Here is a 20655-nt window from a genome sequence, read left to right on the forward strand (position 1 = left end):
AGCGGCAGATCAAGGAGCTTTATTCCATGTCAATTTCGAAGTTTTCCTCTACCATTGCGCTGGCTTGCGCAGCAACGGCTGCGCTTCTGGCGCCCGCCGTCGCTTTCGCGCAGGAGACCGCGCCAGCTGCTGCCGCCGCTGCTGCTCCCGCCTTCACCATGGACAAGGGTGACAACACCTGGATGCTCATCTCCTCGGCGCTCGTCCTTTTGATGACGATCCCGGGCCTTGCGCTTTTCTACGGTGGTCTCGTTCGCGCCAAGAACATGCTCTCCGTGCTGATGCAGGTCTTCATGATCACTGCCGTCGTGGCGCTGATCTGGGTGACCTACGGCTATTCGCTGGCCTTCACCGACGGCGGCTCGCTGAACAGCTTCGTCGGCGGCTTCTCCAAGGCGTTCCTTGCCGGTGTCAATACCTCGTCGCTTGCCGAAACCTTCTCGAAGGGCGTCGCCATTCCGGAATACACCTTCATCGTGTTCCAGATGACGTTCGCCTGCATCACGCCTGGCCTCATCGTCGGCGCATTCGCCGAGCGTGTTAAGTTCTCGGCCGTTATGCTCTTCGTCGTGCTCTGGGTCACGTTCATCTACTTCCCGATGGCGCACATGGTCTGGTTCTGGGGCGGTCCGAGCTCCTACACCTCGCCGGCCGGCCTGATCTTCTCCTACGGCGCAATCGACTTTGCCGGCGGCACGGTCGTTCACATCAATGCCGGTATTGCAGGCCTCGTCGGCGCCATCATGCTCGGCAAGCGCACGGGCTATAAGAAGGAAATCATGGCTCCGCACTCGATGACGCTGACCATGGTCGGCGCCTCGCTGCTGTGGGTTGGCTGGTTCGGCTTCAATGCCGGCTCCAACCTCGAAGCCAACGCTTACGCCTCGCTTGCCTTTATCAACACCTTCGTTGCGACGGCCGCTGCCGCCGTATCCTGGTGCATCGTTGAAAGCCTCGCCCGCGGCAAGGCTTCCATGCTCGGTGGCGCTTCCGGCGCTGTTGCCGGTCTCGTCGCCATCACCCCGGCAGCAGGCTTTGCCGGCCCGATGGGCTCGATCGTTCTCGGCCTCATCGTCTCGCCGGTCTGCTACTTCTTCGTCGACGTCGTGAAGAACAAGTTCAACTACGACGACAGCCTCGACGTCTTCGGCGTGCATTGCATCGGCGGCATCCTCGGTGCTCTCGGCACCGGTATCCTCGTCAACCCGGCCCTCGGCGGCGCCGGCATCGTCGATTACTCGACGGCCGACTTCGCTGCCTCCTATGCCGGTACGGCAACCCAGGTCCTGGCCCAGGCCAAGGGTGTCCTGACGACGCTCCTGTGGTCGGGCATTGGTTCGGCGATCCTCTACAAGATCGTCGACGTCGTCATCGGCCTGCGCGTGAGCGTCGAAGCCGAACGCGAAGGTCTCGACCTCTCGACCCACGGCGAAGCCGCCTACCACTCTTCCTGATCACAGGGTTTGCGGCGCCCGTCATAAGGGCGCCGCTGCACAGCCCGTCGCGGCCTATCTAACAATAAGCCGCATTTGGCCCGGACCATCCAAGGTTCGGGCCTTTTTCATTTCCCCGTCAGGAATGCGCATCCGGGCATGCATGGTTAACATCGCTTTAACCCGGCTCTGGTTAGGTAGAGCGGACGCATTTTGGCACGGCGAAGCTTTAGCGATTCGCGTGTCCTCAGGCATTGGACGGGTTAGACACATGGCAAGAAGCACGTCGCCGGCAATGGATGGCCGTCCGGATCGGTTCTCCTTCTCGGCATTCATGCTGCGGCAGATCCAGGCGCTCATCGGCTTTGCGATCTTTCTGCTGCTGGCGCTCTGCGTCGCCGCGCTGGCGACATGGAATGTCGCCGATCCCAGCTATTCCTATGCCACCGCCAACCTGCCGACGAATGTCCTCGGTTACAGCGGGGCCGCCTTTGCCGATCTCGTCATGCAATTCCTGGGGCTTGCCAGCGTCGTTTCGATGCTGCCGATCGTCGCTTGGGCGCTGGCGCTGATCTCTGGCCGCTGCTTCAGCCGTATTCCCGCCCGCATGGGCGCCTGGCTCGCCGGCTCGGTGCTTTCCTCGGCTGTCATCGGCTGCTTTCCGCCGCCGCTCACCTGGCCGATCCCGAACGGCATCGGCGGTGTCGTCGGCGACATGATCCTGCGTTTTCCCGCGCTCTTCGTCGGCGCTTATCCCACCGGCACTTTTGCCATGGTCGTCGGCTGCATCTTTTCCCTGCCGACAGCGTGGCTGATGCTGTTCGCATCGGGCATCGTCGGCCATAGCGATGCTGACGAGATCGAAGAGGATTACGTGGATACGACAAGCAAGGCTCGTGTCGTCGGAGACGAGGACGAAGAGGATGAGTCCCGCTGGGTTGCTCTGAGCGGCGCCGTCACGCATGCCTGGTATATGAGCCAGGGCCGCCTGCGCCGGCTCTTCGGCATGGGGCCGCGCAAGCGCCGCCAGGGCGATTTCGAATCACCCTATGATTTCAACGATGACGAGTTCGGCACGCTGAACGAACCGGTTCGCGCCAAGACGCCGATGGTCCGGGGCGAGCGCATGGAGCCGTCGATGGAGCCGCGGGCGGCTTCGCCGCGGCGCATCGTCGCTGCGCCGTCGCTTTCGGTCGACGACGATGATGATGACGACAATCTGCCCTTCGATACCGATATGCCGCCGCGCCCGGCCGATATCCTGCCCGACGACGATGACGACGAGTGGATGATCCGCGCGCCGGCAAAGGCCGCCGGCAAGCCGGAACCGCGCGTCGTCCCCGCGGTCACGCGTCCGAAGCCCGGCGCCCGTGTCGAGCGCGAGGCGCAAGGCTCGTTCATCCGTCCCGAAGGTTTCCAGCTCCCCTCGATGCATCTGCTCGCCGAGCCAAAGAATGTTGTCCGCGATTCCACGCTTTCGGCCGACGCGCTGGAGCAGAATGCCCGCATGCTCGAAGGCGTGCTCGAGGATTTCGGCGTCAAGGGCGAGATCATCCATGTCCGCCCGGGTCCTGTCGTCACCCTCTACGAGCTCGAGCCGGCGCCCGGCATCAAATCGTCGCGCGTCATCGGCCTTGCCGACGACATCGCCCGCTCGATGAGCGCGATTGCCGCCCGCGTCGCCGTCGTGCCCGGCCGCAACGCGATCGGCATCGAACTGCCCAACCAGACGCGCGAGACCGTCTATCTTCGCGAACTCATCGCTTCCCGGGATTTCGAGGGCAGCAAGGCGAAGCTCGCCATGGCGCTCGGCAAGACGATCGGCGGCGAAGCCGTCATCGCCGACCTCGCCAAGATGCCGCACCTGCTCGTCGCCGGCACCACCGGCTCGGGCAAATCGGTCGCCATCAACACGATGATCCTGTCACTGCTCTACCGCATGACGCCGGAGCAATGCCGCCTGATCATGATCGACCCGAAGATGCTCGAACTCTCCGTCTATGACGGCATTCCGCACCTGCTTTCGCCTGTCGTGACCGATCCGAAGAAGGCCGTCGTCGCGCTGAAATGGACCGTGCGCGAGATGGAAGAGCGCTACAAGAAGATGTCGAAGATCGGCGTGCGCAATATCGACGGCTTCAACACCCGCGTCGAGCAGGCGCTGTCGAAGGGCGAGGCGATCTCGCGCACGGTGCAGACCGGCTTCGACCGCCACACCGGCGAGGCGATGTACGAGACCGAAGAATTCGATCTCAGCCCGATGCCCTATATCGTCGTCATCATCGACGAGATGGCCGACCTGATGATGGTCGCCGGCAAGGATATCGAAGGCGCCGTCCAGCGTCTGGCGCAGATGGCGCGCGCCGCCGGCATCCACGTGATCATGGCGACACAGCGTCCGTCGGTCGACGTCATCACCGGCACGATCAAGGCGAACTTCCCGACCCGCATCTCCTTCCAGGTGACATCGAAGATCGACAGCCGCACGATCCTCGGCGAGCAAGGCGCAGAACAGCTGCTCGGCATGGGCGACATGCTCTATATGGCGGGTGGCGGGCGTATCCAGCGCGTGCACGGGCCGTTCGTCTCGGATGTCGAAGTGGAAGAGATCGTCTCCTACCTGAAGACGCAGGGCTCGCCGCAATATCTCGATGCGATCACCGCCGATGACGACGAGGACGGCGATTACGGCGGTGGCGGCGGCCCGGCCGGTACGTCGAACCTTTCGGATTCGGAAGATCCCTATGATCAGGCCGTCGCCATCGTGCTGCGCGACGGCAAGGCCTCGACCTCCTATGTCCAGCGCCGTCTCGGCATCGGTTACAACAGAGCCGCTTCGCTTATCGAGCGCATGGAGAAGGAAGGCATCATCGGGCCTGCCAATCACGCCGGAAAGCGCGAAATTCTTGTTCCGACCGAGGCCGATATCCTCGACCGCTGAGATAACGGCCATATATTTCCAATGCGGCCGTTTTTGCGGAACCTGACGGTATGGAAGCCGTTCGCTCTCGCGAGGCTGATCGCGGCCTTGAAGACGCCGCCTTTCGACGGCATGCAGATCTCATAAAGGAGATTTAGATGAGTAACTCCAGTTCCCTCCTCTCCGGCCTGACGATGACGCGCCGCGAAATTCTGGGCGCCTTTGCCGTTGCTGCGATGGCGACCGCCGTTCCTCTCGGCGCCTTCGCGCAGGCGGCAGCGCCGGCTTCCGGCACCGCGCAGGCGATCGCCGACCATTTCTCCGGCGTGACGACGATGCAGGGGGAATTCGTGCAGTTCGGTCCGCGCGGCGAGCAGACCGGCGGCAAGTTCTTCATCCAGCGGCCCGGCAAGCTGCGCTTCAACTATGACGATCCGTCGCCGATGCGGGTGATCGCCGACGGCAAGAACGTCGCCATCGGCAACACCAAGCTCAAGACCTGGGATCTCTATCCGCTCTCCAAGACGCCGCTCAGCCTGTTGCTGGCGCAGCATATCGACCTGTCGGCCGGCATGGTGAAGGGCGTGAAGGAAGAATCGGACCTGACGACGATTGCGCTTGGCAACAATACGGTGTTCGGAAACTCGACCATCACCATGATGTTCGACCCCAAGACCTATGACCTGCGCCAGTGGACCATCACCGACAATCAGGGCAAGGACACGTCGGTGATGATCTTCAACGTCAAGACGGGCGTGCAATTCGACGACCGGGTCTTCCGCGTGCCTTACGAGAACATCCCCGGTACGGCGGCCTCGCGCGACTGAGCCTTTTCGGTTGATCGCCGGCCGCTCCCTCAAGTGGGTTCCCTCCCGCCTGCCTTTGTTTTAAAGCCCTTTCATGAAAGCGCGTCGCATCGAACATCGCCGCGCGGTTCACGTTGAGCATTGGCCGTGAAGGGGCATGGGGAATGGGCTTTTCGATTACCACCTGGAACATCAACTCGGTGCGGCTGCGCATGCCGATCGTCGAGCAGCTCGTTCTCAAGCACAGGCCGGATATTCTCTGCTTGCAGGAAACCAAGGTGCCGAACGAGCTCTTTCCGGCAGCCCCCCTGCGAGCCATGGGCTATGACCACATCATCATCCACGGCCAGAAGGGCTATCACGGCGTGGCGATCGCCTCGCGCATTCCGCTGACGGAGGATCACCGGCAGGATTATTGCGGCGTCGGCGATGCCCGCCATATATCGGCGATCTTCGAGCGCGGCAATCGCCGCGTCCGGCTGCACAATTTCTACGTCCCGGCAGGCGGCGACGAGCCGGATCGCACCATCAATCCGAAATTCGGCCACAAGCTCGATTTCATCGAGGAGATGAAGCAGCTGAAAGCCAATGGCGAGGCCAACACCTCCGCCATCCTCGTCGGCGACCTGAACATCGCGCCGCTGGAGCACGACGTCTGGTCGCACAAGCAGCTCCTGAAGATCGTCAGCCACACGCCTGTCGAGACCGACGGGCTGCTCGAGGTGATGAAGCGCGGCGCCTGGCTCGATCTCATGCGTCATCATGTGCCGGCCAGCGAAAAGCTCTATACTTGGTGGAGCTACCGCGCCAAGGACTGGGAAGCGGCCGACCGCGGCCGCCGTCTCGACCATATCTGGTCGTCCTCCGATCTCGGGCCGCATCTCAAGCGGATCGAGATCCTGAAGGAAGCGCGCGGCTGGGATCGCCCCTCCGACCACGTGCCGGTGACGGCGCATTTTGATCTCTGACAAAGATCAAAGGATCAGCTGAAGCGGTAGAACTGGCTAGCGGCCTTTGCCGCGAGTTCGGCGAGATTGTCGCGGATGCGGTTTTCGATCAGCCGGGCCGCGTCCGGATATTCCTCGATCAGCCGATGGAAGAGGGCGCGGGTGATGCGGATGATGCTGGTATCCTCGCGGGCGATCGCCGTGAACTTGCGCTCTACCAGCGTAACCAGCGCAAGCTCTGAGATCATCGTTCCGGGGCCGGCGACGGCCTCGGCCCTCTGCATGCCGTCGCTGCTCGTCGTCATCAGCTCAAGGCTGCCGCTGATGACGACATAGGCGCTCTCGGCCGGCGAGCCCTGGCGAAACAGCATCTGGCCGGCAGCGATCATGCGGCGGTCGGCGCCGAAGGCGATCAGCCGCAGCTGATCCTCGTTCATGTCCTTGAACAGCGGAAGCTGCGAGAGCAGATTGATATCGTCGGTCAGCGCCATACGGGCTTTTCGCCTTAGAGCAATTCCAGCAAAGGTGCTTGGCGGTTTTGCCAGGCAAAGCGTGAAACGCTTTTGCCGGGAATTGCGTGAAAACAAAGAGATAGAGCATTACCGCGATTCGGGGAACGGAAATGCCCTAGGGTATGATCTTGTAGCCGCCGTTTTCCGTCACGAGGATTTCGGCATTCGAGGGGTCGCGCTCGATCTTCTGGCGTAGCCGGTAGACATGGGTTTCCAGCGTATGGGTCGTCACGCCGGAATTATAGCCCCAGACTTCTTCGAGAAGCACGTCGCGGGTAACGACCTTCTGCTCGGCGCGGTAGAGGTAGCGGATGATCGCCGCTTCCTTTTCCGTCAGGCGGATCTTCTGGCCATTGTCGGTGGTGAGCAGCTTCTGGCTCGGCTTGAAGAGATAGGGGCCGACGGTGAAGGTTGCGTCCTCGCTCTGCTCGTGCTGGCGCAGCTGCACGCGGATGCGCGCAAGCAGCACGGCAAAGCGGAAAGGCTTGGTGACATAGTCGTTGGCACCGGCTTCGAGGCCGAGGATCGTGTCCGAATCGGTGTCGTGGCCGGTCAGCATGATGATCGGCGCCTTGAAACCGCCCTTGCGCAAGAGCTTCACCGCTTCGCGGCCGTCCATATCGGGCAGGCCGACATCCATGATCAGCAGGTCGATCGGCGTCGATCGGGCGGTCGAAACGCCCTTGCCGGCATTGGCTTCCTGCAGAACCGTGAATTCCTCATAAAGCGACAGTTGTTCCGTCAGCGTCTGCCGAAGGTCATCGTCGTCATCCACCAGAAGAATGGTGCGTGCGGTCATGCCGTTGTGTCCTCAAGTTCGTTCTCTAGTCCTACGCCAAATTCGTGGTTTGGCAAGGATCGGCCGGCGGGGCTGTTGCCGGGCAGGTTTTCATATGATTTCAATCAAAACGTCAGGCAATGCAAGACATGCGAGAAAAATGGAAAAAGCAAGGCGTGAGCCGGGGATGAGGCCGTCCACGGTCGTGGTGCGCCCCGCGCCGGGTAACAAGAGCCGCGCGATCGTCCGGCTCGGCGCGATCACCGTGCCGGCCGCGATCGGCCGCTCCGGCCGCACCATACTGAAACGCGAGGGCGACGGCGCGACGCCGATCACATCGATGAGGCTGATATCGGGCTTCCGTCGCGGCGAGCGGAACGGCCGCCTTGTCACGCCGCTTGCCCTTCGCCGCATTCGCCCTGACATGCTCTGGTGCGATCAGCCTGATAATGCGAGCTACAATCGCCTTGTCAGGGCGCCGTTTAACGCCAGTCATGAGGAGATGCGGCGCAGCGACATGCTTTACGACGTCTGCCTGGTGATGGACTGGAACATTTCCTCGCGGGCGCGTCATCGCGGCTCGGCGATCTTCTTCCATCTCATCCGACCGGGCTACGAGCCGACGGCCGGCTGCGTGGCGGTGAGCCTGCGCGACATGCGCCGGCTTCTGCCCCATCTTCGAAAGGGAACGATTGTCCGCGTGCTCTGATTGTTTTGTGGATGCGGCCGCCTATATGCTCTCGGTGACCGAACGCTCCGGCTGAAATGCGTTCAGGGACGTCCGCATGCGCGGACGCAATCCATGCCTCGTCCAATTCTTCAAACTTCCGGAGATATATTGTGACCGCTCAACCCATCATCACTTTCCATGACGGACATTCCATTCCCCAGGTCGGCCTCGGCGTCTGGCAGACGCCGCAGGAGATTGCCGCTCCGACGGTGCGCACCGCCATTGCCGCCGGCTATCGCCATATCGATACGGCGTCCGGCTACGACAATGAAGAAGGCGTCGGCGAAGGTATCCGCTCCTCAGGTCTCGACCGCAAGGACATCTTCGTCACCACCAAGCTCAGGAACACCGACCAGGGCTACGACAATGCGCTGCATGCCTTTGACGGCAGCCTGAAGAAGCTCGGCTCCGAATATGTCGACCTTTACCTCATTCACTGGCCGTCGCCGCATCGCGGTCTTTATACCGAGACCTGGAAGGCTTTCGTGCGCATCCGGGAAGAGGGCCGCGCCCGTTCGATCGGCGTATCGAATTTCTACCCTGAACATCTGGAACGCATCATCGGCGAAACGGGCGTCGTTCCCGTCATCAACCAGATCGAACTGCACCCCGATTTCCAGCAGAAAGCGGCGCAGGAGGTTCATAAGAAGCTTAATATTGCCACCGAATCCTGGAGCCCGCTCGGGCAGGGCAAGTTTATCTCGAACCCCGTCATCGGCGAGATCGCCAGGAAGCATCGGAAGACGCCGGCCCAGGTCATCATCCGCTGGCACATCGACACCGGCCTCGTCGTCATCCCGAAGTCGGTTACGCCGTCGCGCATCGAAGAGAATTTCCAGGTGTTCGACTTCAAGCTCGATGCCGATGATATGGCCGCGATCGCAAAGCTCGACAGCGCCGGCGCCCGCATGGGACCGGATCCGATGACGGCGTCTTTCTGACCAGTACCCAACGCATCAGCGGCCGCCGCGGAGGAGAGACCAACCGTGGCGGCCGCCGCTTGACCGAGGCATGCAGCCTTCAGTCAATAGTTGCAATTGGACGATCCGTTGGTCGGGGTGAAACCGTAATTGCAGGTATTGCTTGGGTTTTGCGGCCGTCCAATTGAGCCGGTATAATCGTCGAAGGCGCGCGCGGGATACCAATAACCGTTCGAGCTCTTGATATAGCCGGGCCGGCCACTGCTAGAGCCGCGATATCCGTTGAGCGACGGTATCTTCTTCTGCGCAACCTGCTGCAGTTGGTCCGAAGCAACGGTGATTGGAGGCATGCTTGGATGCATCGGCCCGGCGCCGGCGGCGTCGATCGATGCCAGCGGTGCAAAAATCAGGCCGGCTTGGAGTAAACTCCATACTAATTTCTGCCTCATGGCGCTTCCCCGATGGCGCGGTGTTCGCGAAGCCTGAACGGTATCTGTCGGGTGTCGCGCCTGATTATCGATGAGGCCACAGGACTTTATCGATGTCGATTGCCCGAAAGGATGAAATTGGGAATGCGGGCCATGCACAAAAGGGCTCGCCCGCCATGACATAAGTAAATCGCAAGCGATTTAAAGAATCAGGGCAACAATCCGGACGTCGAAGCGACAGGCGCGCCAAATGCGAAGCCGCCCGACGCGCTAGGAGCGCATCGGGCGGCTTTCATTCTCGTCCGTCGAGCGGATCAGATCAGTTCCACTCGCGGATATCGACGAAGTGTCCGGCGATCGCAGCGGCGGCGGCCATGGCTGGCGAGACGAGGTGCGTGCGGCCCTTGAAACCCTGGCGGCCTTCGAAATTGCGGTTCGAGGTCGAGGCGCAGCGCTCGCCCGGCTTCAGGCGGTCGTCGTTCATGGCAAGGCACATGGAGCAGCCCGGCTCGCGCCAGTCGAAGCCAGCGGCCTTGAAGATCTTGTCGAGGCCCTCGGCTTCCGCCTGTTCCTTGACGAGGCCGGAACCCGGCACGATCATCGCGTCGACGGTTGCGGCAACCGTCTTGCCCTCGACGACCTTGGCGACTTCGCGCAGATCCTCGATGCGGCCGTTGGTGCAGGAGCCGATGAAGACGCGATCGAGGGTGATGTCGGTCATCTTGGTGCCCGGCTTCAGGCCCATATAGTCGAGCGCGCGCCACTTGGAGGTGCGCTTGGTTTCGTCCTGGATATCGTCAGGGTTCGGAACGATGCCCTGGACGGAGATGACGTCTTCGGGCGAGGAGCCCCAGGAGACGATCGGCGGCAGGCTGGCAGCATCGAGCACGACGACGCGGTCGTAGTGGGCGCCTTCGTCGGTCTGCAGCGTCTTCCAGTAGGCGATCGCCTGTTCCAGCGCTTCGCCCTTTGGCGCGCGCGGCTTGCCCTTGATGTATTCGAAGGTCTTTTCATCTGGCGCGATCAGACCGGCACGGGCGCCGCCCTCGATCGTCATGTTGCAGATGGTCATGCGGCCTTCCATCGACAGCGCGCGGATCGCTTCGCCGGCAAATTCGATGACGTGGCCGGTGCCGCCGGCCGTGCCGATCTCGCCGATGATGGCGAGAATGATGTCTTTGGCGGTGACGTGCGGCGGAAGCACGCCGTCGACACGCACCAGCATGTTCTTCGCCTTCTTCTGGATCAGCGTCTGGGTCGCCAGCACATGCTCGACCTCGGAGGTGCCGATGCCGTGCGCCAGCGCGCCGAAGGCACCATGTGTCGAGGTGTGGCTATCGCCGCAGACGATGGTCATGCCGGGCAGGGTGAAACCCTGTTCCGGACCGACGATGTGAACGATGCCCTGGCGCTTGTCGCTTGCCGAATAATATTCGACGCCGAATTCGGCGGCATTGGTGGCCAGCGCCTCGACCTGGATGCGGCTTTCCTCGTTCTTGATGCCGAGATGGCGATCGGGCGAGGTCGGAACGTTATGGTCGACGACGGCGAGCGTCTTTTCCGGCGCGCGAACCTTGCGGCCGGTCATGCGCAGGCCTTCGAACGCCTGCGGCGAGGTCACTTCGTGGACCAGGTGGCGGTCGATGTAGAGAAGACAGGTGCCGTCTGCCTGTTCGTCGACCAGATGATCGTCCCAGATCTTGTCGTAGAGGGTACGCGGTGCGCTCATGGCGTTAAGTCCGTTTTTGAAAGCCTTGGAAAATCGGAAAATGGCGGATCAGGCTCCGCCGGCCGTCATTCGTTCAACGAAGTCGGCTGTTGAGCGCACCGGACACGCACGCAAAAAACCGCGCCGGCAGGCGATAATGGTCCTGCAGCACGAAAATATGCGCGCCAATGCATCTGAACTTGGATTCCATGGCTTGCATATAACGATTTTTCGCGGCGGCTTCAATTTGAATCATCAGGAGCGCTTCGCGACGCCTTCAGCGCGATTTCATCCATTTCTCGGTTCGCCGCAATGCCAGCGAAAGTCCGATCGTCAGGATCAGGTAGATATAAGTGACGATCGAATAGGTCTCGAAGAAGCGAAACGAGCCGGCGGCGTAGACCTTGCCCATCTGGGTGATGTCGGCGACGCCGAGCACGGAGACGAGCGAGCTGTCCTTGACCATGGAGACGAAATCGTTGGAGAGCGGCGGAAAGATCACCCGGATCGCCTGCGGGAAGATGACGGAGCGGAAGCGCCGGTAGCGCGAGAGGCCGAGCGCCTTGGCCGCCTCGATCTGACCGAGATCGACCGACTGGAAACCGGCGCGGAAGATTTCGGCGATGAAGGAGGAATAACCGATCGTCAGCGCGATGATCGCCCGCCACATCAGCGAGAGATCGCGGACTAGAATGGGTTCGGCCATGCCTGCCGTCACCAGCGGCGAGATCAGGAAATTATAGGCTGCGACCAAAGCCGGCGCGCCGACGAAGGCGACATAGAACAGGAGCACGAGCATCGGGATGCCGCGGATCATCTCGATGTAGAAGCGTGCGATCTGGCGCAGCACCGGATTGTCAGCCATGCCGAGCAGGCAGATGCCGAGTCCGAGTACGGTGGCAAGCACGAAGGCGACCAGCGTGACGAAGACGGTGATGCCGACGCCGTTGACGACGGTGCGGAAAACCTGGGCATAGATATCGTTGGCGACGATGACGGCGGCAAGGACGATGCCGATCGCGACGAGCGCGACCAGCCACCAGGGATAATCGTCCTTGACGTGTCTGTCGGGAGATGGCCTCAACGCCATTAGCGGCTGCTCGGCGTCATTCGCCCATCTTGTAGTCGAGGAACCACTTCTTGTTCAGCGCATCCAGCGTGCCGTCGGCCTTGAGTGCTGAAATGGCGGCATTGACGGGGGCGACGAGATCGGAGCCTTTCGGGAAGATGAAGCCGAAATCCTCGGTGCCGAGCGGCTCGCCGATCAGCTTCAGAGCGCCGTTCGAAGCATCGACATAACCCTTGCCGGCGGTGCCGTCGGTCAGCACGACGTCGACGTCGCCGGCTTTGAGCGCCTGGACAGTAGCGCCGAAGGTTTCGAAGAGCTTGATGCGCGGATTTTGCTCGTTACCGTCGAGCACTTCATAGACGGCTGTGTAGAAGGGCGTGGTACCGGGCTGAGCGCCGACCAGGCCGTCCTTGAATCCGCCGAAGGACTTGGCGTCGGTGAAGCGCTTCTCGTCGCCGCGCACCAGCATGAACTGCTGCGAGCGCATGTAGGGATCGGAGAAGTCTACCTTCTGCTTGCGGTCTTCCTTGATGGTGATGCCGGTCATGCCGATGTTGTACTGGCCGTCGGAAACCGCCTGGATCATCGCGTCCCAGCTGGTGTTCTGGTATTCGACCTTGAAGTTCAGCCGCTTGGCGATCTCGTTCATCGCATCATATTCCCAGCCGATTGCCTTGCCGGATTTCGGGTCGACGAACTGCAGCGGCGGATAGGCATTCTCGGTGACGATGACGACGCTCTTGCCGCCGAGATCGGGCAGGCCGGCGGCCGATGCGGTGAGGGGTGCGAGAGCAAGGGCGGCGAAGCTCGCAAGGACAGTACGACGAAACAACATTGAACGGCTCTCCGGGATTGAACGGCGAAAATTGTCACGGAAGGCGTGCAGAAGGCAAGGCCGCCGGCTGCGTGCCGACGCAAAAAATAGAAAAGGCGACCCGAAGGCCGCCTTTCCAAGCGAAGAATTTTGCGTGGCGCAGATCTTATTCCGCAGCCGGTTCCGCTGCGGCTGCTGCTGCTTCCGCGGCGGCCTTTTCGGCAGCTGCCTTTGCTTCCGCAGCTTCGGCTGCTGCCTTTTCGGCGGCGAGCGCCTGGGCTGCTGCAACCTTTTCAGCTTCGATGCGTGCCTTTTCCTCAGCAATGGCGGCGCGCTCGGCGTCGTTGAGCTTGCGGGCGCGGACGCCGGTGTCTTCAACGATACGGGCGGACTTGCCGCGACGGTCGCGGAGGTAATAGAGCTTGGCGCGACGGACCTTACCGCGGCGAACGACGTCGACGCTTTCGATCATCGGCGAGTAGACGGGGAATACGCGCTCGACGCCTTCGCCGTAGGAGATCTTGCGGACCGTGAAGTTTTCCTGCAGGCCGCCGCCGGAGCGAGCGATGCAGACGCCTTCATAGGCCTGAACGCGGGTACGGTTGCCTTCCGTGACCTTCACGTTGACGCGGACGGTGTCGCCCGGGGAAAATTCGGGAAGGGTGCGCTTGGCTTCGATCTTGGCGGCCTGTTCGGCCTCAAGCTGCTGAATGATGTTCATCGTCTTAACCTTTGGTTCTTCTGAAACAGCCAGAGCGCTCTCACTGTCCTTCGGTCTCAAGCCTCCGGAGTTTGCCCTTGCAGGCGGGAGCGGATTCGCCATTCTTTGTTTACTGGCAGACGGGGATAACCCCATTTCCGCGTGCGCCAATACACCAAAGGCCAGGGCTTGTCATCCCTCGCACGACATTTTTGTGAAAAGGGCGGTGAAATCAGCCGTTTTTCTCAATTTTGGCGCTTTCGAGCAGATCCGGGCGCCGTTCTCGGGTCAGGCGCATCGCCTCTTCATGCCGCCATTTCTCGATAGCACCGTGATTGCCTGAGGTGAGGATCGGGGGAATCTCGCGGCCTTCCCACTCCTGCGGACGGGTATAGTGCGGATGCTCGAGCAGCCCGCCTTCAAAGCTTTCGTGCAGGCCGGAAAGATCGTTGCCCATCACACCAGGCAGGATGCGGATGATCGCATCGAGCAGGATCAGCGCCGCCGGCTCGCCGCCTGACAGCACATAGTCGCCGATCGAAACCTCTTCCAGTCCGCGCGCCTCGATCACCCGCTGGTCGACGCCCTCGAAGCGGCCGCAGACGATGATGACGCCTTCGCCTGCCGCCAGCGCGCGCACGCGCTCCTGGGTCAGGGGCCGGCCGCGCGGGCTCATCAGCAGCCGTGGGCGGGCATCGTTTTCCGAGGCGCTGTCGATCGCGCGGGCGAGAACGTCCGGTTTCAGCACCATGCCCGCGCCGCCGCCGGCCGGGGTGTCGTCGACGGTGCGGTGCCGATCGGTGGCGAAGTCGCGGATCTGAACCGCATCCAGCGACCATTGCCCGCGCTCCATCGCCTTGCCGGCGAGCGAGAAGCCCAGATGCCCCGGAAACATCTCCGGATAGAGTGTCAGTACGCTCGCCCGGAAAGCCATGGCGTCACTTCTTCTTTTTCGGCTTGTCCGGCGTGAATTTCGGAGCTTCTTCCGGATCATCGACCAGCCCAGCCGCCAGCGGATCGATCAGCAGCGTGCCGGCTTCGAGGTCGATTTCCAGCACCGAAGCTTCCGAAAAGGGGATCAGTACCGGGCGCTTGCCCGGGCCTTTGAGCTCCAGGAGATCGCCGGCGCCGAAATCGAAAACGCCGGTGACCGTGCCGTAGCTGACGCCCTTGTCGTCCCGCGCTTCCAGCCCTTCGAGATCGGCATAGTAGAACTCGTCGTCCTCCAGCTCCTCGTCGGGCAGGTTGTCGCGTTCGATATAGAGTTCCAGCCCGTTCAGCGCCTCGGCGGCATTGCGGTCGTTGATGCCGCGGAAACGGACGACGACCATATTCTTCATCTCGCGGATTTCGAGGATTTCGAAGCTGCGACCGTCCATGCTGTGGAGATGGCCGTAGTCGCCAAGCGCAGCCGGATCGGCCGTGTAGGCCTTGGCGCGCACTTCGCCGCGCAGGCCCTGCGCGCCGCCGATCGTCGCCATCAGAACGGGGTTTTCAAGCTTTGTCATGGGTTCCTTCATGTGAAGCCGGAAAAGACAGGCTTCTCATAAACGAAGTGCGGGCGATTGGAAACGAAAACGGGCGGCATGTTGCCATGCCGCCCGGTCCAATAAGGGGATATCCCGATTATTCCGCTGCGTCGGCAGCAGCAGCGGCGTCGGCCGCCTTCTGAGCCTTCTCGGCAGCGCGTTCCTGGGCGCGCTTGCCCGGCTTTGCCTTGATCGGGTTGTTCTTGGTTTCGCGCTTGGCAACGCCGGCTTCGTCGAGGAAGCGCAGAACGCGGTCGGTCGGCTGGGCGCCGTTTTCGATCCAGTGCTTGATGCGCTCGGCGTTCAGCTGAACGCGCTTCTCGTCATCCTTGGCAAGCATCGGGTTCCACGAGCCGAGGTTTTCGAGGAAGCGGCCGTCACGCGGGCTGCGCGCATCGGCGAGAACGACGTGGTAGTACGGGCGCTTCTTGGAGCCACCGCGGGCGAGACGAATTTTCAGTGCCATGTTCTTTACTCCTTAGGCTTTTCTTGACCGCTTCGTGAGGCGGTAACGGTTATCGGGCAGCGGCGCTCTGTTCAGCGTGATCCGCAGCGATCTGCTCATGATGCCGGATGACTTCCTTGATGACGAAGTTCAGGAACTTCTCGGCGAAATCCGGGTCCAGATGCGCATCTTCGGCAAGCTGACGAAGACGAGCGATCTGGTATTCCTCGCGCGCCGGATCGGCCGGCGGCAACTTGTACTTAGCCTTCAGCACGCCGACCTCTTTGGTGCAGCGGAAGCGTTCGGCCAGAATGTGGACGAGCGCCGCATCGATATTGTCGATCGACTGGCGGTAGCTCGAAAGCTGGGCTTTGACGTCTGGATCAATCATGGGGCAGGCGATCCTTTCACTTCTTCTTGGGCAATCCGGGCAGGCCCGGGAAACCACCACCGAGGCCCGGCAGCTTTGCGCCGCCAAGACCGGGCAATCCGCCCGGCAAGCCTCCGCCTAGACCGGGCATACCCCCACCCGGCTTTCCGAGACCCGCGGCTTCCGCCTGCTTCTGCAGCGCTTCAAGCTGCTTCGGGTCGATATTCGAGAGATCGGGCATGCCGCCACCCATGCCGCCTAGGCCGCCGCCGAGCCCCATCTTACTGGCAAGGCCGCCCATCATCTGCTTCATCATGCCGCCTTTGCCCTTGCCACCCATCATCTTCATCATGTCCGCCATCTGGCGGTGCATCTTCAGAAGTTTGTTGATGGCGGCGGCATCGGTGCCGGAGCCGGCGGCGATACGCTTCTTGCGCGAATGCTTGAGCAGGTCAGGATTGGCGCGCTCGGCTTTGGTCATCGACTGGATGATGGCGATCTGGCGGCCGAAAAGCTTGTCGTCGAGGCCGGCTGCGGCCATCTTGTCCTTCATGCCTGACATACCCGGCATCATGCCCATGATGCCGCCCATGCCGCCCATCTTCTGCATCTGGCGCAGCTGGTCGGCGAGGTCGTCAAGGTCGAACTTGCCCTTCGCCATCTTGGCCGCCATGGCGGCGGCTTTTTCGGCGTCGATATTCTCCGCCGCGCGCTCGACGAGCGAGACGATGTCGCCCATGCCCAGGATGCGGTCGGCGATGCGACGAGGATGGAATTCCTCGAGCTCGCTCATCTTCTCGCCGACACCGATCAGCTTGATCGGCTTGCCGGTGACGGCGCGCATCGAAAGGGCCGCACCGCCGCGGCCGTCGCCGTCCATGCGGGTCAGAACGAGACCGGTGATGCCGACGCGTTCGTCGAAGTTGCGGGCGAGGTTGACGGCATCCTGACCGGTGAGGCTGTCGGCGACCAGCAGGATTTCATGCGGATTCGAGCGCTTCTTGATGTCGGCCATCTCGACCATCAAGGGCTCGTCGATATGCGTACGGCCGGCGGTATCGAGGATGACGACGTCATGGCCGCCAAGCTTGGCCGCTTGCACGGCCCGGGCGGCGATATCGGTCGGAGACTGGCCTGCGATGATCGGCAGCGTGTCGATGCTGGCCTGCGCGCCAAGCTGGCGAAGCTGCTCCTGTGCTGCCGGACGACGCGTATCGAGCGACGCCATCAGCACTTTCTTCTTGTCGCGTGTCGACAGGCGGTTGGCGATCTTGGCCGTCGTCGTCGTCTTGCCGGAGCCCTGCAGGCCGACCATCATGACGACGACGGGGGCCGGTGCATGCAGGTCGATGCCGACACCTTCGCCGCCCAGCATCTCGATCAGTTCGTCATGGACGATCTTGACGACCATCTGGCCGGGCTTGATCGACTTCAGGATCTCAGCGCCGACGGCTTTTTCCCGCACGCGGTCGGTGAAGGAGCGCACGACGTCGAGCGCGACGTCGGCTTCCAGCAACGCACGGCGAACCTCACGCAACGCTGCGGAAACATCGGCTTCCGAAAGCGCGCCACGGCCTGTCAGTCCATTCAGAATGGATCCAAGACGGTCCTGGAGGTTTTCAAACATCGGCTCTTCCTTGATACGTTTCGGGCGGGTTCGATATGCCCGGAAACGTCGTGCTTTTCCTTGACGAAAACAAGACGCAAAGCCAAAAAGCACCCGAGGGCGCATCGCGCTGTCGGGTGTTGACCTCCGGGATCTCAAGGTCCCGGTCGGCGGCTCGGAGTCATGCGGCTCGTCGCGGATTGGGCGCGATAAACAGGAAAGCAATGGGAAAGTCAAGGCGAATGCGCGGAATGACCGCGCTGCAGGCTTTCCAGAAGCCGCGCGACGTGGCGCGAACAGTTAAAAATTCCGGCCGCCAGTCCAAATTCGCTATAGAGGCCAGTTGCAAAATATTCCACTTATGATTCTACTTTCTATTCAAGTGCATCCTGTAAAATGATTCGTAAATATCCTTGATGCCGAATGATTCGGCGGAGATATCGAATGATAAAGCCTGATATTGAGAGCTGGGCGCTGGCGCGGGCTCATCATATTGTCCTGAATGAAGGCCTGAACCTTGCAAAGGCGGCACAGGACCTGGACCGCAAACGGTCCCGCTCCCTGGTCTACGAGCTGAGAAAAGTCATCACCGCCGCGATCGTCGAAGCCCATGCGGCATCGTTCAATGCCGACGGTACGCAGCGCTAAAAGCCGCACAGCCTCGAGGGTTGGTCTTCGCAACCCACGCCTGGCACTCACCCACTGGTAATTCCCACGCATTTCCGCCATATACACCGGAAAAGCAGACGGAATGATATCATGAGCGCAACGGTCGAATTCGCGAGGATGAACGGGCTTGGCAACAAGATCCTGGTCGTCGACATGCGCGGGCGGCCGGACAAGGTGACGCCTGCGGCGGCGATCGCGCTCAATGCCGATCCGCAGACCGAGTTCGACCAGATCATGGCGATCCATGATCCGAAGGCCGAAGGCACGGATGCCTTCATCGATATCCTGAATTCCGACGGCTCGAAGGCGCAGGCCTGCGGCAACGGCACGCGCTGCGTCGTGCAGGCGCTTGCCGCCGAAACCGGCAAGAAGGTTTTCACCTTCCAGACGGTCGCGGGCATCCTCAATGCGGTCGAGCACGAGGACGGGACGATCTCTGTCGATATGGGCCGGCCGGTCTTCGATTGGAACAAGATCCCGCTGGCGGAAGAATTCCACGACACCAGCCGCATCGAGCTGCAGATCGGCCCGATCGACGATCCGGTGCTGCATTCGCCGTCCGCCATGTCGATGGGCAATCCGCATGCAATCTTCTGGGTGGACCGGGACGTGATGTCCTACGATCTCGCCCGCTTCGGGCCGCTGCTCGAAAACCATCCGATGTTTCCGGAGCGCGCCAATATCACCCTGGCGCAGGTGACGTCGCCGACCTCGGTGACGACGCGGACCTGGGAGCGCGGCGCGGGGCTGACGCTCGCCTGCGGCTCGGCCGCCTGTTCCGCTGCCGTCAGTGCTGCACGCACCGGCCGCACAGGCCGCGAGGTGACGATCAATGTGGCGAGCGCAAGGCCTCCGGCCACGCTTTCCATCGAATGGCGCGAGCGCGACGACCACGTCATCATGACCGGCCCGGCCGAATGGGAATGGTCCGGCCGGCTCGATCCTTCGACCGGTCTTTGGTCGCGCGATGGTACCCGAGAGGCGGGGGCGCAGTGAGCGGCATCGAGGTCATTACCTTCGGCTGCCGCCTCAACACATATGAATCCGAAGTGATGAAGGCGCAGGCCGAGAAGGCGGGGCTCAACAACGCCATCCTGGTCAATACCTGTGCCGTAACAGGCGAGGCCGTGCGCCAGGCCCGCCAGGCGATCCGCCGCGCGCGGCGCGACAATCCGCATGCCCGCATCATCGTCACCGGCTGCGCCGCGCAGACGGAGAAGCAGACTTTCGCTGAAATGGCAGAGGTCGACGCCGTGCTCGGCAACGAGGAGAAGCTGACAAGCGCTTCCTATCGCAGCCTGCCGGATTTCGGCGTTTCGGCCGAAGAGAAGCTCCGCGTCAACGATATCATGAGCGTCAAGGCGACGGCGCCGCAGATGGTCAAGCACATTGACGGCCATGTGCGCGCCTTCATCCAGGTGCAGAACGGCTGCGACCACCGCTGCACCTTCTGCATTATCCCCTATGGCCGCGGCAATTCCCGCTCCGTGCCGATGGGGGCTGTCGTCGACCAGGCCCGCAGACTTGCCGACAGCGGTTATCGCGAGATCGTGCTGACCGGCGTCGACGCCACCAGCTATGGCGTCGATCTGCCGGGCGGGCCGACGCTCGGCTTTCTGGCGAAGACGCTGCTGAAGCATATCCCCGATATCCGCCGCCTCAGGCTTTCTTCGATCGACAGCATCGAGGCCGACGCCCATCTGATGGATCTGATCGCCGACGAACCCCGCTTCATGCCGCATCTGCATTTGTCGCTGCAGCATGGCGACGATATGATCCTCAAGCGCATGAAGCGCCGGCATTTACGTGCCGATGCGCTGCGTTTCATCGAGGAGGCGCGCCGGCTTCGCCCCGAGATGAGCTTCGGCGCTGATATGATCGCCGGCTTCCCCACAGAAACCGAAGAGATGTTCGATAATGCCGTGCGACTGGCCGAAGAGGCCGATATCGCGCATCTGCACGTCTTTCCCTACAGCCCGCGCCCCGGCACGCCGGCAGCCCGCATGCCGCAGCTCGACCGGTCGCTCGTCAAGGATCGCGCCGCAAGGCTGCGCGCCATTGGACACGGGCTGCATCAGTCCCATCTCGATCGCATGGTCGGAACCCGGCAATGGCTGCTTGTCGAAAACAACGGCCTGGCGCATACGGAAAACTTCACGCTGGTCGCAGCCGCCGGGCTTCGTCCCGGCGAACTTGTGCCGGCCACGATCACCGGCCACAATGGCAAGCATCTCGACATGCAATTGACGGCCGCAGCGGCCTGACTTTCAC

22 protein-coding genes are annotated in these 20655 nt (G+C 62.0%); 9 read left to right on the forward strand and 13 right to left on the reverse strand.

Annotated features, from left to right (window positions below; translation table 11 throughout):
• Positions 1–26 precede the first annotated feature (26 nt).
• The 4 genes from EFD55_RS15965 (at position 27) to EFD55_RS15980 (ending at position 6127) form a co-directional block, all read left to right on the forward strand.
• A complete protein-coding gene (locus tag EFD55_RS15965; RefSeq protein ID WP_125846011.1) occupies positions 27–1454 on the forward strand; it encodes an ammonium transporter in 1428 nt (475 codons plus the stop codon).
• Between the two features lie 250 nt (positions 1455–1704).
• Positions 1705–4374, forward strand: a complete 2670-nt coding sequence (locus tag EFD55_RS15970) for an FtsK/SpoIIIE family DNA translocase (protein ID WP_125846012.1) — start codon at positions 1705–1707, stop codon at positions 4372–4374.
• Between the two features lie 137 nt (positions 4375–4511).
• Positions 4512–5180 carry an outer membrane lipoprotein carrier protein LolA gene (locus EFD55_RS15975; protein ID WP_125846013.1) on the forward strand — a complete coding sequence of 223 codons (669 nt, stop codon included), beginning with the start codon at positions 4512–4514 and terminating at the stop codon, positions 5178–5180.
• A gap of 143 nt (positions 5181–5323) precedes the next feature.
• Positions 5324–6127 (forward strand): exodeoxyribonuclease III, encoded by an 804-nt coding sequence (locus EFD55_RS15980; protein ID WP_125846014.1) that lies wholly within the window; start codon positions 5324–5326, stop codon positions 6125–6127.
• Between the two features lie 14 nt (positions 6128–6141).
• Here EFD55_RS15980 and EFD55_RS15985 read toward each other — a convergent pair whose 3' ends face one another.
• Positions 6142–6597 (reverse strand): cyclic nucleotide-binding domain-containing protein, encoded by a 456-nt coding sequence (locus EFD55_RS15985; protein WP_125846015.1) that lies wholly within the window; start codon positions 6595–6597, stop codon positions 6142–6144.
• A gap of 136 nt (positions 6598–6733) precedes the next feature.
• Positions 6734–7417 carry a response regulator transcription factor gene (locus tag EFD55_RS15990; protein ID WP_075224968.1) on the reverse strand — a complete coding sequence of 228 codons (684 nt, stop codon included), beginning with the start codon at positions 7415–7417 and terminating at the stop codon, positions 6734–6736.
• 166 nt (positions 7418–7583) lie between these two features.
• Here EFD55_RS15990 and EFD55_RS15995 point away from each other — a divergent pair, with 166 nt between their 5' ends.
• Together EFD55_RS15995 and EFD55_RS16000 are read left to right on the forward strand one after the other, a co-directional pair.
• On the forward strand, positions 7584–8105 hold the full coding sequence (locus tag EFD55_RS15995; protein ID WP_125846016.1) for a L,D-transpeptidase family protein: 522 nt from the start codon (positions 7584–7586) through the stop codon (positions 8103–8105).
• A gap of 131 nt (positions 8106–8236) precedes the next feature.
• On the forward strand, positions 8237–9067 hold the full coding sequence (locus tag EFD55_RS16000; protein ID WP_125846017.1) for an aldo/keto reductase: 831 nt from the start codon (positions 8237–8239) through the stop codon (positions 9065–9067).
• A gap of 83 nt (positions 9068–9150) precedes the next feature.
• Here EFD55_RS16000 and EFD55_RS16005 read toward each other — a convergent pair whose 3' ends face one another.
• The 11 genes from EFD55_RS16005 to ffh form a co-directional block, all read right to left on the reverse strand.
• Positions 9151–9495, reverse strand: coding sequence for a cell surface protein (locus tag EFD55_RS16005; protein ID WP_125846018.1), 345 nt, complete (start codon positions 9493–9495; stop codon positions 9151–9153).
• A gap of 298 nt (positions 9496–9793) precedes the next feature.
• Complete coding sequence (leuC, locus tag EFD55_RS16010) at positions 9794–11203, reverse strand: 3-isopropylmalate dehydratase large subunit (protein ID WP_125846019.1); 1410 nt, start codon at positions 11201–11203, stop codon at positions 9794–9796.
• Positions 11204–11276: 73 nt separating this feature from the next.
• Positions 11277–11438 (reverse strand): hypothetical protein, encoded by a 162-nt coding sequence (locus EFD55_RS16015; protein WP_003567430.1) that lies wholly within the window; start codon positions 11436–11438, stop codon positions 11277–11279.
• 21 nt (positions 11439–11459) lie between these two features.
• Complete coding sequence (locus tag EFD55_RS16020) at positions 11460–12272, reverse strand: amino acid ABC transporter permease (RefSeq protein ID WP_125846020.1); 813 nt, start codon at positions 12270–12272, stop codon at positions 11460–11462.
• Between the two features lie 16 nt (positions 12273–12288).
• Positions 12289–13086, reverse strand: coding sequence for a transporter substrate-binding domain-containing protein (locus EFD55_RS16025; protein WP_125846021.1), 798 nt, complete (start codon positions 13084–13086; stop codon positions 12289–12291).
• A 145-nt stretch (positions 13087–13231) separates the two neighbouring features.
• Complete coding sequence (gene rplS / locus EFD55_RS16030) at positions 13232–13786, reverse strand: 50S ribosomal protein L19 (RefSeq protein WP_028758031.1); 555 nt, start codon at positions 13784–13786, stop codon at positions 13232–13234.
• 211 nt (positions 13787–13997) lie between these two features.
• Positions 13998–14699 (reverse strand): tRNA (guanosine(37)-N1)-methyltransferase TrmD, encoded by a 702-nt coding sequence (gene trmD, locus EFD55_RS16035; RefSeq protein WP_125846022.1) that lies wholly within the window; start codon positions 14697–14699, stop codon positions 13998–14000.
• Positions 14700–14703: 4 nt separating this feature from the next.
• Positions 14704–15273 carry a ribosome maturation factor RimM gene (gene rimM, locus EFD55_RS16040; RefSeq protein ID WP_125846023.1) on the reverse strand — a complete coding sequence of 190 codons (570 nt, stop codon included), beginning with the start codon at positions 15271–15273 and terminating at the stop codon, positions 14704–14706.
• A 118-nt stretch (positions 15274–15391) separates the two neighbouring features.
• The gene (gene rpsP / locus EFD55_RS16045) at positions 15392–15760 is read right to left on the reverse strand and encodes a 30S ribosomal protein S16 (RefSeq protein WP_125846024.1); all 369 of its coding nucleotides are present in this window, start codon (positions 15758–15760) and stop codon (positions 15392–15394) included.
• A 49-nt stretch (positions 15761–15809) separates the two neighbouring features.
• The gene (locus EFD55_RS16050) at positions 15810–16130 is read right to left on the reverse strand and encodes a chorismate mutase (protein ID WP_037101839.1); all 321 of its coding nucleotides are present in this window, start codon (positions 16128–16130) and stop codon (positions 15810–15812) included.
• Between the two features lie 16 nt (positions 16131–16146).
• On the reverse strand, positions 16147–17736 hold the full coding sequence (gene ffh / locus EFD55_RS16055; protein ID WP_125846025.1) for a signal recognition particle protein: 1590 nt from the start codon (positions 17734–17736) through the stop codon (positions 16147–16149).
• Between the two features lie 402 nt (positions 17737–18138).
• On the opposite strand from ffh, the gene EFD55_RS16065 reads away from it, so the two are divergent.
• From EFD55_RS16065 to mtaB, 3 genes are all read left to right on the forward strand, one after another.
• On the forward strand, positions 18139–18363 hold the full coding sequence (locus EFD55_RS16065; RefSeq protein WP_183604874.1) for a hypothetical protein: 225 nt from the start codon (positions 18139–18141) through the stop codon (positions 18361–18363).
• A 111-nt stretch (positions 18364–18474) separates the two neighbouring features.
• Positions 18475–19380 (forward strand): diaminopimelate epimerase, encoded by a 906-nt coding sequence (gene dapF, locus EFD55_RS16070; RefSeq protein WP_125846027.1) that lies wholly within the window; start codon positions 18475–18477, stop codon positions 19378–19380.
• Entirely contained in the window at positions 19377–20648 is a 1272-nt protein-coding gene (gene mtaB / locus EFD55_RS16075; RefSeq protein ID WP_125846028.1) for a tRNA (N(6)-L-threonylcarbamoyladenosine(37)-C(2))-methylthiotransferase MtaB, read from the forward strand. Before dapF ends, mtaB begins: the two co-directional genes overlap by 4 nt.
• Positions 20649–20655 lie beyond the last annotated feature (7 nt).

The organism is Rhizobium pisi, from assembly GCF_003938655.1.
Taxonomy (GTDB): domain Bacteria; phylum Pseudomonadota; class Alphaproteobacteria; order Rhizobiales; family Rhizobiaceae; genus Rhizobium; species Rhizobium pisi.

Bases quoted from the DNA above. Each gene is read 5' to 3' on its own strand.
- EFD55_RS15965 (WP_125846011.1), top strand. From the start codon at position 27: ATGTCAATTTCGAAGTTTTCCTCTACCATTGCGCTGGCTTGCGCAGCA.
- EFD55_RS15970 (WP_125846012.1), top strand. From the start codon at position 1,705: ATGGCAAGAAGCACGTCGCCGGCAATGGATGGCCGTCCGGATCGGTTC.
- EFD55_RS15975 (WP_125846013.1), top strand. From the start codon at position 4,512: ATGAGTAACTCCAGTTCCCTCCTCTCCGGCCTGACGATGACGCGCCGC.
- EFD55_RS15980 (WP_125846014.1), top strand. From the start codon at position 5,324: ATGGGCTTTTCGATTACCACCTGGAACATCAACTCGGTGCGGCTGCGC.
- EFD55_RS15985 (WP_125846015.1), bottom strand. From the start codon at position 6,597: ATGGCGCTGACCGACGATATCAATCTGCTCTCGCAGCTTCCGCTGTTC.
- EFD55_RS15990 (WP_075224968.1), bottom strand. From the start codon at position 7,417: ATGACCGCACGCACCATTCTTCTGGTGGATGACGACGATGACCTTCGG.
- EFD55_RS15995 (WP_125846016.1), top strand. From the start codon at position 7,584: ATGAGGCCGTCCACGGTCGTGGTGCGCCCCGCGCCGGGTAACAAGAGC.
- EFD55_RS16005 (WP_125846018.1), bottom strand. From the start codon at position 9,495: ATGAGGCAGAAATTAGTATGGAGTTTACTCCAAGCCGGCCTGATTTTT.
- leuC (WP_125846019.1), bottom strand. From the start codon at position 11,203: ATGAGCGCACCGCGTACCCTCTACGACAAGATCTGGGACGATCATCTG.
- EFD55_RS16015 (WP_003567430.1), bottom strand. From the start codon at position 11,438: ATGATTCAAATTGAAGCCGCCGCGAAAAATCGTTATATGCAAGCCATG.
- EFD55_RS16020 (WP_125846020.1), bottom strand. From the start codon at position 12,272: ATGGCGTTGAGGCCATCTCCCGACAGACACGTCAAGGACGATTATCCC.
- EFD55_RS16025 (WP_125846021.1), bottom strand. From the start codon at position 13,086: ATGTTGTTTCGTCGTACTGTCCTTGCGAGCTTCGCCGCCCTTGCTCTC.
- rplS (WP_028758031.1), bottom strand. From the start codon at position 13,786: ATGAACATCATTCAGCAGCTTGAGGCCGAACAGGCCGCCAAGATCGAA.
- trmD (WP_125846022.1), bottom strand. From the start codon at position 14,699: ATGGCTTTCCGGGCGAGCGTACTGACACTCTATCCGGAGATGTTTCCG.
- rimM (WP_125846023.1), bottom strand. From the start codon at position 15,273: ATGACAAAGCTTGAAAACCCCGTTCTGATGGCGACGATCGGCGGCGCG.
- rpsP (WP_125846024.1), bottom strand. From the start codon at position 15,760: ATGGCACTGAAAATTCGTCTCGCCCGCGGTGGCTCCAAGAAGCGCCCG.
- EFD55_RS16050 (WP_037101839.1), bottom strand. From the start codon at position 16,130: ATGATTGATCCAGACGTCAAAGCCCAGCTTTCGAGCTACCGCCAGTCG.
- ffh (WP_125846025.1), bottom strand. From the start codon at position 17,736: ATGTTTGAAAACCTCCAGGACCGTCTTGGATCCATTCTGAATGGACTG.
- EFD55_RS16065 (WP_183604874.1), top strand. From the start codon at position 18,139: ATGATTCGGCGGAGATATCGAATGATAAAGCCTGATATTGAGAGCTGG.
- dapF (WP_125846027.1), top strand. From the start codon at position 18,475: ATGAGCGCAACGGTCGAATTCGCGAGGATGAACGGGCTTGGCAACAAG.